General features: G+C 39.8%; 8 protein-coding genes and 1 pseudogene. All 9 read right to left on the reverse strand.

Annotation, left to right across the window (positions count from 1 at the left end):
• Positions 1 to 158: 158 nt before the first annotated feature.
• Positions 159 to 1,532 (reverse strand): S41 family peptidase, encoded by a 1,374-nt coding sequence (locus DWX23_RS04600; RefSeq protein WP_122373602.1) that lies wholly within the window; start codon positions 1,530 to 1,532, stop codon positions 159 to 161.
• A 128-nt stretch (positions 1,533 to 1,660) separates the two neighbouring features.
• Positions 1,661 to 2,524 (reverse strand): beta-1,6-N-acetylglucosaminyltransferase, encoded by an 864-nt coding sequence (locus tag DWX23_RS04605; RefSeq protein ID WP_122373603.1) that lies wholly within the window; start codon positions 2,522 to 2,524, stop codon positions 1,661 to 1,663.
• An 8-nt stretch (positions 2,525 to 2,532) separates the two neighbouring features.
• Entirely contained in the window at positions 2,533 to 3,420 is an 888-nt protein-coding gene (locus DWX23_RS04610) for a glycosyltransferase family A protein (RefSeq protein WP_199673219.1), read from the reverse strand.
• A gap of 539 nt (positions 3,421 to 3,959) precedes the next feature.
• On the reverse strand, positions 3,960 to 7,235 hold the full coding sequence (locus DWX23_RS04615) for a glycosyl hydrolase (RefSeq protein WP_122373605.1): 3,276 nt from the start codon (positions 7,233 to 7,235) through the stop codon (positions 3,960 to 3,962).
• A 32-nt stretch (positions 7,236 to 7,267) separates the two neighbouring features.
• Entirely contained in the window at positions 7,268 to 9,907 is a 2,640-nt protein-coding gene (locus DWX23_RS04620) for a glycoside hydrolase family 78 protein (RefSeq protein ID WP_122373606.1), read from the reverse strand.
• Positions 9,908 to 10,064: 157 nt separating this feature from the next.
• Positions 10,065 to 10,919, reverse strand: a pseudogene (locus DWX23_RS04625) (alpha/beta hydrolase); the annotation flags it as partial.
• Positions 10,920 to 11,020: 101 nt separating this feature from the next.
• Entirely contained in the window at positions 11,021 to 12,700 is a 1,680-nt protein-coding gene (locus tag DWX23_RS04630) for a hypothetical protein (RefSeq protein WP_122373608.1), read from the reverse strand.
• A 148-nt stretch (positions 12,701 to 12,848) separates the two neighbouring features.
• The gene (locus DWX23_RS04635) at positions 12,849 to 14,474 is read right to left on the reverse strand and encodes a RagB/SusD family nutrient uptake outer membrane protein (protein ID WP_122373609.1); all 1,626 of its coding nucleotides are present in this window, start codon (positions 14,472 to 14,474) and stop codon (positions 12,849 to 12,851) included.
• Between the two features lie 12 nt (positions 14,475 to 14,486).
• Positions 14,487 to 17,666: a TonB-dependent receptor gene (locus DWX23_RS04640; protein ID WP_229801094.1), complete on the reverse strand. Its 3,180-nt coding sequence runs from the start codon at positions 17,664 to 17,666 to the stop codon at positions 14,487 to 14,489.
• Positions 17,667 to 17,708: the final 42 nt, after the last annotated feature.

Consider the following 17,708-nt stretch of genomic DNA (forward strand, 5'->3'; position numbering starts at 1 on the left):
TCAGGAAAAGTCAAGATATTAGCACATGTTACTTAACATCAAATCAGAATCCTACTTTTTAAAGCAGTTCTTACCTCCATATGATTACACATTCTCATTTATCATTTTAATTCACCGACACTTATCAAAACAGATATAAACAAATGAATACCAGTAATTTATTTATCATATTGAATTACATTCATATTATGAAAAAACGACCTACTTCGCTCTATTATCTCTTTATAATCATTTAATAACAAAACTCTTCTACCTCCCAAATCATATTTTATATCCGGTTGTAAAAAACCGTTTGTTGTTATGACATTGGGTTCATACCAGCTTTTCGATGTAGAGTACTTAAACCTAATCTTAGAATTAGGTAATACAGAATTAAACCAATTAGCTGAAAAAACAACCGGCTCTCCACATTCCTCTCCGACAACTATCCCCATATTTCTTAATTTAAATTGTGTTGAAAAATCCACTGCTGCTGAATAAGTACAACTACTTTGAATTAAAAAAACTAACCCATTAAATCCTTTTTTATTACCTTTAAATTTCATCTTATTATATAAAACTCCTGTCTTCAATGAATTCTCCATATTAGAAGCGTTTAGTTTGGTAGCTAAGAATCTTTTCACAGAATTAAGCTTTGACAATTCTCGTTCCCATATGACAGGAATTTTTGATTTATTAAGCTTACAAAAAGAATAACCTTTATATTCTTCAGAATTTAAATATCGGAATATAAGCTCATTAAACTCATCACTTCCGCCTCCATTTTGAGCGATATTGATAAACAAATATTTAATATTTAGCTTCTCTAAGTGACTGAATATAATCGGAAGCATTTTTTCAAACTCATTTCTTACAAAATGCAATTTACAAGTTGTATAATAGAATATGGCTATAGAGTCCTTCTCATAAGTTTCGAGTCCATAAGGCTTATCAAAAATTTTTATTCTTTTCAAATTTAATGAATCCGAATATAACTCATTGGTGATAATATTTCTACTTTCTATACAATATGGTGGATATATGTTATAGAAAGCTGATAAATAGAAAGGCATATACCTTTTAATATCTTCCTCCACAGCTTTCCGATTATCTTCCCAACTACAAGACTTTCTGATTTCAGCAACCAAGCCATTGATTTCTTTTCCATTAATTTTTACAACTAAACTATTATCATCAATAAATGCAGAGTCATTTTGAATAGAAAAAGGCATAATACAATTTAAATCTTTTCTTTCCCAATACAATTTTTCACGGTCAATACCTGTATGGCCGTCCGTATATTGATTTAGAGTCAATAAAATTCTATTGAAATCCAATATAGACATATCTATATTGATATGGGCCAATATATCTTTTTGAATAGAGTCAAACTGCAAAAGTGAATATTTAGCGTACAAGTCACAATTTTCATTTTTCAACGTTGTGAAATAATATATCACATCTTCATGCATTTCTTCAACACTCAATGTCTGTGAAAACGCAATGGAAGAATAGAAAAGTATACAAACAGATATGAACCACTTTTTTCTCATAGAACACTTTTTAAATTGAATGAGAACAATAAAATCAACGCGAGTAGACGACACAAATCTAATTAATATTATTTATGTATCTCATTTTATTCAGGAAAAGTCAAGATTTTGGCACATGTTACTTAACATCAAATCAGAATTTTGTTTTTTAAAGCAGTTCTTACCTCCATATCAATTGTATCATCGAACTTACGTGCATACAAACACAATGAAGATACCAGTAAAGGAAAATCGTCAAATCGTAAGACACGCGGGTATTCCGGACCTTTCTCCCAATCAATGTATCTAAGATTATTATTACATAAAGATTTCTTAAAAAAAGAATTCACCAACACGGTTTGAAAAAACATCTCATCGGGTATGTAAGTATTTCTGTAAAAGTCATATAATGGAGCTCCCGAAACACAATTCTGCTCAATAAACCGGACACAGTCATCTGTCAATGACCACCATTGCGATCCCCCATACGGATCAAAACCAGAAGGATAAATTCTTGTCATTCCTCGTTGCTTTTGAGCTTCAACAAGAAAACAAGCTCTTTCATATCCCGATTCATCAATAAGCCATTTATAAGTCAGTCTGTCCATACCTCCATTACCGCTCCAGTTTTGATAGGGCATAGGAAAATAGTTTATAAAATTCAAGCCATTATGCCGTTCAAAGAAATCTTTAATTACGCTATTGTTTTTTAATGGAAAATCCTGACCACTTAACAAATGGACATAATCGACCTTTATTCCAGTCTTTACAAGTAATTTAATCAAACTCATTGTAGCCTCAATTTGACTAAAACCTCCCCAGGATACTTTTACACGTTCATTACAAAAAAAGACATGATCCGGAATGAAATATTTTTTTTTCACAAAAGGGACTATATCTACTTTATTATCTACATGTACAAAAAAATAGTTACTGCCATCCTGCAGTGTATCTATCAGATCGGTTAACTGAGATGGATTTTTATGGCATAATATGAGATATGCAAATTTCATAACACATTTTATATGTTAATATACTTTTGTTTTCTAAGTCCACATATCAACGAAAACATAAATCGTGAATACATGTTAAAAGAGATTACGGAATCATTCAATTGTTCTTCTAAATAAGGAACAAGCTCCTTGGTAACTTTTTCCATAAGCATATTATCTTTCTTATCAATATGAGATAAAAAATAGGATATCATCTCTCTACTGATTTTCTGTGAAATGCTTATTTGTTGAATTTTATGTACAGACGAGACTTGCGTTTCGGATATACGGTATTTTAATAAAACCAATGGTATATTAGCCAACGGTCCGTATTTTACTAACTCTGTCCAGAATTTATAATCCTCTGCAAAAATATAATTATGATCATAACGTATATGATGATCCATTACTACTTTTCTTCGAATCATGGATGTAGGATTCGCTATAGCACAAAACAACATAAGTGATGTCAGCACTTCATCCGGCAATACTGGCCGTTTTATTATATTTTGCTCATTTCCTATAAATGTAAAAAAACTACCGCTAGCAACTATAGTTGTATGCTTTTCCATAAAATCAAATTGTACCTGCAACCTATTTGGCATCATTATATCATCGGCATCCATTCTTGCAATATACTTCCCCCGGGATAAATCTATACCATTATTTAAAGTAGTCAGGTAATCGTGTGGGAATATTTCGTACCGGATTCTATCATCCCCATATTCCCGGACAATGTCACAACTGCTATCCGTAGAGCCATCATCCAATATAATAAACTCAAAATCGTCAAAGGTTTGAGACAATACGCTATCTATAGCCTCCCGTAAATATTTATCTGCATTATATACCGGCATTAATACTGTTACTGAAGGCTTATTCCCCCCACTTGTTTCCGTTTTTTCCGATACTTTCATATTTCTCATGGCTATTATATATATTCAGGTTTTTACAAACATACATATTATTTTCATATGATTTAGAAACTGTTTTGACTTAACAAAAGTATTTATCAACAAACTGAAAAAATTACAGATTTACAGACTATCCGAATATCAAAACGTTAGATCAAGTAGTCAAAGAAGGAGTTTGTTTATACATCTGCATAGAAGTTATATTTTACACAAATCTCGAAGAGTTCACCAATATCAGATTGATCTTAATAATAAAATAATTATATCATAATAAAAGGTCAAAACAAAAACTCTAATTCTTATTTCTGATATAAAGGACAATTATCGAAAATAATAACACTTCAACAACTGACAGTTTCCGAATCATTCTAGAGACAGAAACTGTTCAAAAACATAAGATTATGAGCTTAAATACCTTTGCAGAAACAGCTCGTTGACTTATATTCACACTGATCAAAGCCTACTCTTGATTATTCGCATGCATAATACATAGAACAAACTGTAACAATTGACATTTACCCCATAGGCATAAAACATTTATCTCATTTTTTGAACGTCTTCAGAACGACTGGCCCCAACAAACCACTATCCCTCAACGGAGCGTCTTTGGATGGTCCGGAAATCGTCCAGGTCTTACGATTTTCTTCCGGTTGGCCGGCATCGTACACCAATCGGTTAAACCAGGTACCCGTAACCTCTACCGTCAATATATTCTTGCCTGTCTGAACGGCATCCGTAATATCCAGGCGATAAGGAGGAGTCCATAATACACGCAGCGGTTTTCCGTTCAGAGAAACACTGGCTATCATTTCTACAGCACCAAGATCCAGCGAATAACCGGCATACTCCTTCGCATTCTCTATATCGAAAGAGGTAGTATAGGTAACTGTACCGGAAAAAGCTTTCCCTTCCGGTGAAATATCCAGGTCTTTCCAGGCTTTCAGTTCATCCGTCTTTAATGAAGCAGGAGCGCCCCATCCATCCGGGAAAGCCAATGTCCATTCATTCCCTACCAGTATTGTTCCTGCTTCTTCCAATAAAACAGGTTTTGACTCACCCTTGCGATCATGCCGGAATACAACAAAACAGCTTCCAGCCCGGGGCATATCTAAAGAAACAACGGTCCGGTCTCCATCCTTACGGTTAACCGCCGGTTCCATTTCTCCCGTAACAGGGTCCCATATTTCCGCGTAACCTGAATTTCTGAAACTCAAATCGCCCTTAAAGCCCTGACCTTTAGGTGCAGTAACAAAATACCAGTCAGCTCCCTTTGTTTGCCTGTGCGACCATAACGCATCCCCTGTAGCCGTTACATCCGGAGACATCTTCAGCTCACGTAATGCTTCATCGAGAGACATGCCGCTTACGACCATTCCTTTTCCTATCCGGTTACAACCTTTCGACGCTTCTCCCCAAAGTGCATGAACCGCAGCATCGAAACGCTTTTGAGCCGACTCCTGTCCGGATAACGTGGCAAGTCCTTCCGGAGCATCTCCGATAACAACAGCACCTTCACGTACCAAAGCCAGAAGTTTCTCCAAGGTTTCCGGCAGCATCCGCTTGTTATCGTTCAACCATAATACGCTGTATTCGATACCTTCCGGAGTAACAATCTTACCATTCTTCACAGATAAACGGTTCAACAGAACATCCGGATTGCAATAATCATATTTGAAACCTTCCGGGAAAGGATAATTCTGATCCGGTTTATGGCTGATTTCATCCCCCAGATACCATAACACATCGGAAACAGGACGTCCACGTTCCAGCAGATAAGTACACCGGGAAAGATAATTAACAAACTCCGGCATGTATTTCCACCATGTTTGCAGACGCAGGAAAGGTGTTCCGATCCCTGAACCGAACGAGGTGCCCGGCGGTAAAAAGTCTATACGCGGATTATGTGTATAAGTATGGAATACAAGATGAGTCACTCCTTCGACACTATTGACATTCATTACCTCCTTCAGCATCGACAGATGTTCGTCCCAGGTCAGTTCAAAAGAGGTAAATGCTTCGGCAGCCACACGGGGTTTACCATACATCCGGGCAGCAGAAGCCGTCGGCTTAATCGGTTTGAAGTTATTTGAACCGACAAAACTTTCGGAAAGCGGTTGCCAGAATTCACACATCGGTATATCCGCATATTTGAAATATTCCAGTAAGTCGGCCGGGACTATATCCCCGGCAGCCGTTTCATACGAAACCGCCAGACCATTCTGATGTGCCAGCTGGACCATACGCCCGTAGAACTTATCTGCAAAAAGAGAACCGATCGTATTACGCCAATCCAATAAGAAGCGGGCTGTTGTTTCATGGTCATTCACCACGTAACCGAATACGGCAGGCAACCATTGACGAAGAGGATAACCCGATTTCAAACTAAATTCATTCTCCATCTCCTCCGTCCAGGTTTGTGTTTCACACTCCCAGCTATCCAACAACATACCATTTAACAAACCACCCTCCAACGGTCCGTTAGCCAGTCGGCCGATATAACTTGCATAATGTATATCAGGTCCGGTTTCCGACAATTTATTACATTCCCATCCGGTTCCTTCCTTTGGAGCCGGTCCGTTTTGTTTTCCGGTACAAACATGGCCGACCCGCAAGACCGTCCATTTTCCTTCGGGAACTTCCCAATTCAAATGTCCGTTCGCATCCATCGAAGAGGTGATGTCCTTTACCTGATCCAAAGAGACGAAAGCTTCGGGTGACTGTTGCGGTTCCTCTCCGGCACGGACAAAATCACGCAATGTCCATCCCGCCTCAGCTTCCCAGTTATTTTTCCGGGCGGCAGAATAAAGGCTCATATGTGAAAGAAGCAAAGGACGCTTATGGGTAAAAGAGATACGGTACGTCTTTACACCAGGTACTTCGGACAAGGCTAATGTAAAATACTTATTATCCTGCCAGCTGCTTTGCGGGGCATCTGTCTGCAGAATATCTTTCTCCGTTCCATCCGGCAATATAGCCTGAACCTTGATATTCACTCCCGGTTCGTAGCACCAGTTATAATTATAGTTACGAACTTCGGACAATTCGATTGTACGAAGAGGTGTCGGTTGGGAAAAAGAGACTTCCACCCAATGCGGTTGCCCTTCCTCCTGGTTGATCCAATGTCCCTGATCTTTATTTTCAATCAAAAAATCACTCCAAGGATAATCGATATTACTTCGGATAGATTGCGGTCGAAGCGGCTGGTTGGTATCATCCAGCGGAGTAGGAAAAGCCAGGACTGTGATATCTTTATAATCCCGCCAGTCTTCACTACTCGGTTGAGGAACCGCCAAATCCATTGCGACCTGTTTACCTCCGTCTATATCCGTCCGGCTCCATACCAGATGACGCATCGAATTTTCCGGTTTGATCCACGGACCGCCTGCCATCGACCAGCCCGGACAGTTCTGCATCGTAAAACGCAAACCCAACCGGCGGCATTCTTCTGCAGCATGTTTTATCGTTTCTTCCCACGAAGGGCTCAGGCAGGCTATTTGCGGTTCTACTCCCGGCCAGGGGCCGCCAAACTGTCCGTGAAACAACTGGATACCGGATAACCCGGCAGCTGAGAGTGCTTCCAAATCGGCTGTGATACCCGGTTTGGAAACATTCCCGCCAATCAGGTGGAACCAAGTTTCCGGATGATAAATTTTCGGAGGTGACTGAAAATTCTTCACATCATTTTCTCCGAAAGGTTTGTACAATTCTTTTAAAGACGGGACACCCGGTAAATTTGTCTCTTCCTGCAACGTCAATGTACAGGCGTTCAGGCTGACAATCCCAGCTATTACCACTGACATATAAACAGAACGTCTCATTATCATCCGATTTTAAATTGTATTATTATTGACTATTTTGACACATTCAAGACAAGACTATGCTTACCGGCTTCCAGCTTGATCACTTTATCGCCTTTTACATAATCAGGTAAATAAAGGGTCGCCGTACTATTTGCCGGAACAACCACTTCATACGTGATCTTTTTCCTGTTCCACTCCCATTTGGAGATGATCTGCCCGTAAGGAGAGTTATGTTGCGCTTCAAAATGCTTCAGTTCTTTTACAAAGTTGGGACGTAACAAGATATGTTTGAAACCGGGTTGTTCCGGATCGGGGAAAATACCTCCCAGCCCTTTATAGAACCAGCCGCCGATCTCTCCGAACATCATATGATTATCCGAAATATCGCGTTCAGCCTTCAAATCCCAGTTTTCCAGCAAAGTCGTTGCACCGTTGACAATCCACCAACCCCATGACGGATAAGTATCTTGCGCAGCTACTTTATAGGCCACTTCGGGATATCCGTTTTCGCTCAGGGCGTTCAGGATCGCTTTCGCACCCAGGACACCGACATCCAGATGGAATCCGGCTTCTTCCACTTTCTTTGCCAGGTTTTGTGCCACCTTGGCAATCATCTCTTCAGGAACGATCTTCCATTGCAAAGGAACACTCAGTTCTGTCTGGGAACCCTCTGCATATATTCCAGTTTCCTTGTTCAGATATTTGTCATTTACTGCCTTTTTGATCTTTTCAGCCAGAGCTGTATAATGTTCGTAATCTGCTTGCTTATTAAACAACCTGGCTGCATTTGCCAGAATCCTGGTATCGACATAGAAATAAACAGACGATGTAAATTCTTTATTTGAACGCGATTTAACCGGAACCCAGTCTCCACGTCCCCACGTTGTCAGATGGTTAGGACTTGTGCGATCCACATAATCGACATAACGCTTGATATTCTCGTAACAATCGGATAAAGGTTTGCTGTCACCATAAAACATATACAGGTTCCAGGGGATAATAGCTATCGTACTCGTCCAGTCCAATCCGTTGTCCGTACCATATCCCCATCCACCTGTAGGGATAATATCAGGAAGTACACCGTTAGGCTGCTGTTCATCCCGATGGTCTGCCAGCCATTTCTCATATACTGTAATACCGTCGAAATTATACAAGGCAGTTTCTATAGCAAAGTGACCGTCTCCTGTCCAACCGTTCTTTTCACGTTGCGGGCAGTCGGTCGGATAACCCATCAAATTCGAGAGATAAGCATTATTGGTTGCCCACCATAATTTATTGACAAGTTCGCTCGATGTTTTGATTGTACCAACAGGCGGAACATCGCTGTGCATAAAATAGGCAGTCAAACTATTCTGATCCAATTCTATCGGCTTATCGCTGGTTACTTCCACATAACGGAATCCTTTATAATTGAACTTAGCCATAAACTCATCTTCGCCACCGCTCAGGATCAGAATATCCGTCTGGAAAGGATCTTTTTCCTTATCTCCCCTGTAATAAACATCGATATTGGACATATCGATACGACCATTATCAAAAAGCCGTTCCCCATGCTTAATCCGAACCTCCGTACCTTCTTGTCCGGACAGTTTTATATTGGTCACACCCGACATATTCTGACCGAAATCGAATACATAGGTTTTATCATCTATCTTATTAAGAGATTTCGCCGGAAGAGTCAGTACATTATGGATCGGACGGATCTGTTGTGCCGTCACATTTTGAGAAGGAACACCTCTGAAACCGACTCCATGCCATTTGGAATCATCGAAGTCCGGAGTATTCCAGCCCTTTTGTTCTAGGCGGGCATCATAATGTTCTCCGGTATAAATACTATTGAAGGTCAATGCACCTGAAGATGTTTTCCAACTAAGGTCGGTTGGGATGGTTTCTACAGTTCCGTCACTGTAAGTGATGCGAAGGTCCATACAGAAAGTCGGACGGTTACGCCAGGGAGCCCGGTCGAAGTCCCAAACTGCTTTCGACTGGTGGTTATACCAGCCATTTCCCAAAAGGACACCGATCGCATTCTGTCCGTTCCGAAGTTGTTCTGTCACGTCATAAGCGACATACAGGTTGCGTCTGTCAAAACGGGTGTACATCGGATCCAAGCGATGATTGCCTATTTTCTCACCATTGATATACAATTCATACAGACCGGCAACAGCAATATAGGCACGGGCCGATTTGATCGTTTTCTTGGTTGCAAATTTCTTACGGAAATAAGGGGCTGCCTCATAATTTATATCTTTTCCATCGCCGATCCAAGCTCCTTGCCAATTCTTTATATTCATCATTCCTGTTTCAAAAGAACTGACCGGCGAAGATACTTCTTTATTTTCCAGATCGCCACCTATCACCTTCCAGTAATATTTAGCAAAAGGTTCGAGTTGTTTACCAGCATAAGTGATCAACATATCTCCGGAGTTTATTTTTCCGGTATCCCATATATCAGCTTTCCCATTGACAACTTTCATCGAGTCTTTATCCACCAACACACGATATGAAGTCTGTTTCGCTCCCTGCCTGCTGTCATCCATCCTCCATGAAAGACGGGGAGCCGGATTATCGATACCTATCGGGGTTTCAAGGTGATCACTTTGTAAGCCGGTCAAACGAACGGACTGCCCGTTAGCGCCGGAATAACTGAAGAAAGTAGTAACAGTAATAAATAATATAAGCTTTTTCATCCGCTTGTTATTTTATTGTAAAATCATTTATATGAATTATCTTAGTCAGAACATTAGCCGTTCCAAAGCTCTATATTCTAAGCAAAATATTGGTTATAAAAATGATTTTTGATGTAATATATTTGATAATATCTGTAATGATACCCTGCTTTTTTTAAAAACTCAAAAGCCAGGCTTCCAGATCTTGCAACATTTCTTTATTGTATTTGAAATCTTTCCTGCTGCCCCATCCGTGTCCTCCGGAAGGGTAGATAAAGAAAGAAGCCGGCACATTATTTTCCTTTAATGCCAGGTAATAAAGTGCACCGTTTTTAGTAGGAACCGCATCATCATCGTCCGAAAAAGCGATGTAAGCTCTCGGAGTTTCTTTAGTTACCTGCTTTTCATTGGAATACAGATCTTCCAGTTCCCGGGAAGCATCCTTTCCTAATAGATTATCATGAGTACCGAGATGCGTAAATGATTTATCCATTGTGATCACAGGATAAAACAACACCTGGAAAGCCGGCCTCACACTTGATTTAGCATGTGTTGCCATAGTGGAAGCCAGATGTCCGCCGGCCGAAGACCCCATGATCCCTATATCAGCCGGATTAATATTCCACTCCTTCGCCTTCTCTTTTACCAGCCGAAGTGCTTCTTCTGCATCAGAAAACGGGACTTCCCGATTTCCACGCGGCATACGATACTTCAGAACAACCAGAGTAATACCTAATTTATTAAAGAAAGGTGCCCACTCATATCCTTCATGCCCATAAGCCAAACCTCCGTAAGCCCCACCGGGACAAGCAATAACGGCACGTCCGGTCGCTTTCTCCTTCGAGGGTAAAAAAACACGTAACGAAGGTTTGTAATTCTGGATGTTGTCATCAAAAGGTGTCCGATCTATACCATTCGTATTCGGAAGTCCGTTGGTCCATAGATCTACATCAAACTCTTTTTCCGTAAATTGAGCAGCAACAGAATTGCTGAAGACAAGAAATGTCCAAAGAATAAAAACAAATGTTCTCATAATAATAAATTTAGAATCAGTTATATAAGATAGTGTGTATCTATCCAAAGAGAAAAGCCTGGTCCCTATCTGTAAACCAGGGGCCAGGCTCTTATAAAAAATCAGTTCGCACAATTAATAACCAATCCATTGCCTGACGGGACAAAGCGCAGGACATAGTCAGTATTATTGCCTTTAACGATATTACCTTTTTTACACGTTATAGTATAATTGAATCCTCTGAATTCCGATTGGATAGAAGATTTACCGAAATTCTTGAATGGCAACTGGTCGATCCTTTCCTGAGGAACTTTCAGTTCCAGTGCCCAATCCAATTTTTTTCCGGTAGCTTTACATGAAACATCGATCTTATCTTCATAGAATGTAAAGATAAAAGTATTTCCGCTTTTATCTTTGGATTCTACTTTCAATACACTATTCGAGGGTTCACTGACAACCGGGTCTGTCAGAACTACATCCGTTTTATTTCCATTCTTATCCAGTTCCACTACTCTGAGGCCCGTTTTATCTTCGGGTGTACTCCAGTAGAACCGGTCGATTACCGGCAATGTATAATAGAAAAATTGTCCGCCTGTACCCGGAGTATCCAGATATTCCGATTTCATTTTTTCATCGAATAAGTGAATATCCCTGAAGCAAAAACCATCTTTTTCCCAATACAGGTTAGAACGATAAAAGCGGCTGTTATACCATACAGACTTATTTCCTTCCTTACGGACATCAACCAGCGTAGTAATAGCAGTAGCCGGAGTTTTGGGGAATTGTTCCTTAAACCAACGACCGGATTCTTCGAGTGTTTCTACTTTGATCTTTCCGGCTTTACTTAATGAGTCGAATATCGGAAATTGAAGTTCCAACCCTTTGCCCATACCTGACCATGTAAATGAATTTTCTTGTCCGGCCTGCGCATAATTAAATGCCAGACAGGGTTCATCGACTATAGACTCCATGAAATATTCAACCCATTTTTTATCACCGCCTCCGTCTTTATAAACAGGTTCAAGAGTGATGACTCCCTGATGATTCGTTCCGATCCCTGCATCGTACTGGTACATCGGATCGCTGCCTAACATACGGAATACCGGTACCGGGATTTGGAAATCATCTGTCTGGGCAGGCATATAAGCGTTCAGCTTACTGGGATAATAAGCCTGGTTCCAATAACCGCCCCATAAAGTATATCCGTCAGTTCCTACCTGGTCTTTACAGTTGCAGGAAGCGACGATGCCATATTTTTTATACATATATTCCAATGTATGTGAATCAACATACCAGGAACCTACGGATTTAGGATACTTACCATAAATTTCCTTGAACTTTGCCATGTAGACATCGACCAGCTTTTCTCTTTCTGCCAGAGTATATCCCGGAGTAAAGGCGATATTGGCTGTCGATACCCATGAATGCTCTCCGCGCCATTTCAATCCGGCCGCTTCCACATGAGGCTGGGTGATTTCCCACCATGCACCGAGTTCACATTTAGAACTAAGCTTGGTTTTCATCAGTTTCTGGTATTCCGGATTGATCAGGGCATCGTACTGAAACAAGAAAGTAGCGGGAAAGTCATACCGATTGACAAGGTCTATCTGCTTTTCTACCGTTTCAAACATCAGTGCATCCGAATTTTCCAGGCGATAGTCTGTCTGGCGAATAAAATTGACGATGTTAATTATTCGCGGAGATTTCTCTTTTTTATTACTTGCCGTTTCTTTTGCTGTAATGCTATCTACCGAAAACATCAAAATACTCAACAGTAATAGTACAGTTACTTTTAAATTCATGATATTATTTTTTTATTCTTTATATCCTCATCTTTATCAAAAAAAGAAGAAAAAGCACACAACGACGCAAATTAATAAATAAAAATGCTTTTTACTTATTTGATATTTGACAAATATGTGTCATTTATGCGCTTTTTCTTCTTTCAAATTAATTATAGTATGGATTTTGCTCCAATGTATAATTACTCTTTATGATTTCTGAACGGGGAATCGGTAACCAATAGTGCTGCGGAAGGAAGTTACGTTCCAAAACAGTGATTTCAGTATATTTGAAATTACCATTTTCATCCTTTTCTATTTTCATACCGATAGAATTTTTGTTTTCATACTCATCCGCGATTTTCCATCTTCTCAAATCGAAATAGCGTTGGTTCTCAAAACTTAATTCTATTCTACGTTCGTTACGAAGCTTTTCAAGCAATTCGGTGCCGGTGGCTGTTACCGGAGGCATTTCTACGCCTTCACGGGAACGTACTACATTGATAGCTTTACGGCATTCTTCTTCATTACCTAAATAATACTGAGCTTCTGCATAATTCAGATAAAATTCTGCCAGTCTGAAGAAAGTCCATGGAGCAGTAGTCGCTTCAGATTCATTAATAACCTGATTTTCGTCATGGAATTTATGCAAATAGTAACCGGTCTTAGAGCAGTTCCAACTTCCAATAGCTCCCTGTTCGCTATCTTGTCCGTTTGGAACAAATGTTTCAACCTCACGACCTCTGAACATTGCTCCATTATGAAGAATGGTTGCATAAAAGCGAGGGTCACGACCTTCATACGGATTTGCCGGATCATAACCGGAACCTGTTTCTGCCGGCTTTTTACCGGTAGCTTTCATTTCATAATCATCCACCAAATTCTGAATAGGACAATTACCACCCCAACCTCCATAACCGTTAGGTGAGTTAAACAAGTTCACTCTGTTTGCATTTGCCTTTGTATAATAACGTCTGAAAATGACTTCGTCATTATCTTCCAGGAAAAGAGTTCTATAGTCGGAAGCAAGGCTATAACCCGGCAGATCGATGACAGCTTTAGCCGCATCACGTGCCAATTCCCATTTCTTCAAATCATTAGAAGTATTTACCAGAGGACTTGCGGCATACAACAGCACCCTAGATTTCAAAGCCTTACAGGCATCAGCAGATGCACGACCTTTATTTTCACCCTCCATCTTGGCCGGTAAATGTTCAATAGCCTCGTCTAAATCCTGTAAGATGAAATCAACGCACTCTTCATAAGTATTTCGTGTTACAGAATAATCGGAATCTTCCAATGTATAAGCTTTTGTTATAATTGGAACACCTCCAAAACGCCATATCAGATTAGAATATACAAAAGCACGAATAAATTTCATCTCTCCATACAGACGACTCTTTAGTTCTTCCGAAACCTGAGCTTCTTCATATTTTGTAAAGAACGTATTGATGTTACGCAAATACTCATACGCTGTATTCCAGTAATTAAAATTAGAAAATCGGCCGGAGTCAAAATTCTCAACATTATCCGGGTTCATTTCCCCTCTGGCAACAATATTAGAACTACCATCCCCATGGCGAGTATATGACTCATCTGTAGCCGATGATGACATTGCTTCATCAAAACCATTCGGATAAGCATTATAACAGGCTGTAACATAAGCCGTAAGTAAAGCGTCATCATTAAAAACGGCATCCTCTGTAAGCGAATCTAGCGGTTTTTTATCCAAAAAATCGTTACAAGAACTAAAGCTTAACAGTGCAGAAACTGCCAAATATATTATCTTTTTCATTTCTTTCCTTTTTTAAAAAGTTAAGTTACATCCTAGATTAAAGATTCGCATTTGAGGATAATAGTTACCTTCTCCACTACCTTCCGGATCTACATATTTTATATGATCCAGGGTAAACAGATTCTGTCCGCTCAAATAAACTCTACAATTGGATATACGCAGTTTATTAAACCACAAATTAGGTAAAGTATATCCTATTTCCAGATTTTTCAAACGTACGAAAGAAGCATTTTGTGTCCAGAAACTACACGGGTTTTCGATACCATAGTTGATAGTTCCACCAGCACGAGGCATAGTTCCATCGATATTATTTTCTGTCCAACGATCTTCTGCTCTCCATTTATAGAAATTTGAAGTGTTATCCATACGACTGATTACATCTTTTACTGCACGAGCCTGTCCCTGGAATAATACGCTAATATCGAAGTTTTTCCAATCAGCAGATAAATTCAGGCCAAAGATAATTTCCGGGAAATTAGTTAATTTCTGGCGAACACGGTCCAGTGAAGTAATTTCACCATCACCATCCACATCTTCGAAAATCAAATCACCCGGCCGAGCTGCATCCAAATGGGGGTAGGCATCCAATGCGGCCTGATCTTTAAAGATACCTATAGCATGATACTGTAGACCAGCTCCCATTTGGCCTCCTGTTTCATTCATATATTCATGTCCCTCACCCCATGGAGTTTCATCCATGAACAATACTTTATTTCTAGCGAACATAAAGTTTCCACTTGCACGGAAATTTACTTCACCGATCTTATTGAAATGACTCAACTGAATTTCCATACCCTGGTTTTGAACTCTTCCGATATTTTCATTCGGTAAATCGATCAAACCTGTATATTTAGGAATAGAGGCATTACGTTTTGCCAAAATATTAGAACGTTTTGTTTTGAAATATTCAACTTCAAAGCCTAAAAGTCCATTCCAAAATGTTCCTTCAGCACCGATGTTCCAGGTATCAGCCACTTCCCACGTTACATTATTATTAGGGAAACCTTTTTGATACAGACCGACCATATCAGTTCCACCAAATACGTAATTACGTCCCAGATTGTATTTCAGCAAATACTGGAAAGGATCGATATTGTCGTTACCCTGCTTACCAAATGATCCACGAATCTTCAAATTATTGATCCAATCGATATTATCCTTAATAAAGCTTTCTTCAGACATTCTCCAACCGGCGGATACTCCAGGGAAGAATCCCCAACGTTGCCCAGCCTGGAATATATACGATCCATCATAACGGAAGTTGAACTGAGCCATATACTTACCGGCAAAATCGTAAGCGACACGTCCGAAATAACTGCGGCGTGCACTTTCCGAGGCATCACCGGAGTTATCATAATAATCCTTGTTTGAAGTACCTGCAAACAGCTGGTCGATAGCCGTAGACATAAAGCTACCACGAGACGCCCAGAAATTATCCTTTCTATAGCTATTCTGTTCAAAACCTAAAATAGCATCTACTCCATGACTGCCAAATGTTTTCTTATACTTCAATTTAGCATTCAATGTCAATGACCAATCAGCTAAATGTTCTTGCTTCAATGAAGTCTGCTGAACAAGTGTGTTCATGTGTTCCGTATACGTATCAGTAGCCTCATCCCATGTGTAAAATGTCCAAGGCGTCTGCCATTTTTTATGGTCTTTTCCTATACGGTCATAAGCCATATAAGCATCTACTCCCAGACCATCTAACAACCAAGACAAATTCCAGTCTGCAGTAATAGTTCCATTAAACACTGCTTTCTTATCATATTCATAACCAGTCTTATCTGTAGCCATCACGATAGGGTTACTATCCAAACCATTCGTTGGCAATCCATTCGGATATTGAGCCAAAACGGTAGGATAAGATCTGGTAATACGCCAGAATATATCACCGGCACTCATACTCGGGAAATTAGCATCTTCCAAACGGGATGCGATATCTACCGAGATTTTCAGGTCTTTAGTGATTTTAGCATCGATATTTGAACGAACATCATATTGTTCATACTTTGTCGATCCATTTTTAAAAATACCATCCTGACTGGAGTAACCACCGCCTACATAGTAACTAACAACATCCGTACCACCGGAAACTGAAATATTATGCCTCTGTTGCAAAGCTCCTTTTTTAAGTACCTCATCCGCCCAATTTGTATTCGGATAATGTATTGGATCCTGTCCGTTTCTGAATAATTCAATTTCATCGGCTGTATAACGAGGATCACGTCCGTCGTAAGATTCCAGTTCATTCGTAACTTCAGCAAAAGTCGCAGCATCTGCCAAATCCGGTACACGTGTCGGTTGCTGTACACCAACATTGAAAGAATAACTGATCGACGGTTTTCCTGTTTTACCTCTCTTAGTCGTTACCAAAATAACACCATTGGCAGAACGAGAACCATAGATAGCGGCTGAAGCATCTTTCAAAACCGTAATACTTTCAATATCATTCGGGTTAAGTCTATCCAAAGAACCACGACCTGCAATACCATCGATCAGTATCAACGGATCATTATTACCGGTTGTACTCTTACCACGAATATTGATCGTTACTCCGTCAGCACCCGGTTCACCACTGCCATTACTTACAACCAGTCCTGGCAGACGACCCGCTAATGCCTGTCCCAAGTTCTGAGTCGGACTCTTGATGATATCATCGCCCTTTGCCGTTGCGATAGAACCGGTTACAACACCCTTCTTCTGTGTACCATAACCTACTACGACAACTTCCTCTAACGCCTGAGTATCTTCTTTCAGTACGACCTCAAAACTTTTCTTATTTCCGACTTTGATCTCCTGCGATAAATAGCCAATATATGAAACTTGAATTTTTGAACCAGCCGATACAGATAAAGAAAATTTCCCATCAATATCAGTCATGATACCGTTAGTCGTACCTGCTTCTATAACATTAGCCCCTATAATCGGGAGACCGGATTCATCAACAACCGTACCGGTTATAGTTTGAGTTTTTACCTGTTGGTTACTTTCAGGAGTAATCAGAATATGACTTCCCTGAATAGAGTATGAACAACCGGCATCTTTCAATATAGTATTTAAAACGTCACTTAATTTTGTGTTTGTATAAGGCTTGTTAATACGTTTATTCGTATTAACTAATTGGTCATTATAATCTACAGAAAGATCTGTTTGCTTTTCTATTTCAACAAAAGCTTCTTTCAGTGTCATTTGACCAGTAAGTGTAATTGATTGATTTTGAGCTTTTAGATT

The sequence above is a fragment of the Parabacteroides sp. AF18-52 genome (assembly GCF_003479145.1).
Taxonomy (GTDB): domain Bacteria; phylum Bacteroidota; class Bacteroidia; order Bacteroidales; family Tannerellaceae; genus Parabacteroides; species Parabacteroides faecis.

Excerpts from the sequence above, each read along its gene's own strand:
- DWX23_RS04600 (WP_122373602.1), bottom strand. The coding sequence starts at position 1,532 with ATGAGAAAAAAGTGGTTCATATCTGTTTGTATACTTTTCTATTCTTCC.
- DWX23_RS04605 (WP_122373603.1), bottom strand. The coding sequence starts at position 2,524 with ATGAAATTTGCATATCTCATATTATGCCATAAAAATCCATCTCAGTTA.
- DWX23_RS04610 (WP_199673219.1), bottom strand. The coding sequence starts at position 3,420 with ATGAAAGTATCGGAAAAAACGGAAACAAGTGGGGGGAATAAGCCTTCA.
- DWX23_RS04615 (WP_122373605.1), bottom strand. The coding sequence starts at position 7,235 with ATGAGACGTTCTGTTTATATGTCAGTGGTAATAGCTGGGATTGTCAGC.
- DWX23_RS04620 (WP_122373606.1), bottom strand. The coding sequence starts at position 9,907 with ATGAAAAAGCTTATATTATTTATTACTGTTACTACTTTCTTCAGTTAT.
- DWX23_RS04630 (WP_122373608.1), bottom strand. The coding sequence starts at position 12,700 with ATGAATTTAAAAGTAACTGTACTATTACTGTTGAGTATTTTGATGTTT.
- DWX23_RS04635 (WP_122373609.1), bottom strand. The coding sequence starts at position 14,474 with ATGAAAAAGATAATATATTTGGCAGTTTCTGCACTGTTAAGCTTTAGT.
- DWX23_RS04640 (WP_229801094.1), bottom strand. The coding sequence starts at position 17,666 with ATGACACTGAAAGAAGCTTTTGTTGAAATAGAAAAGCAAACAGATCTT.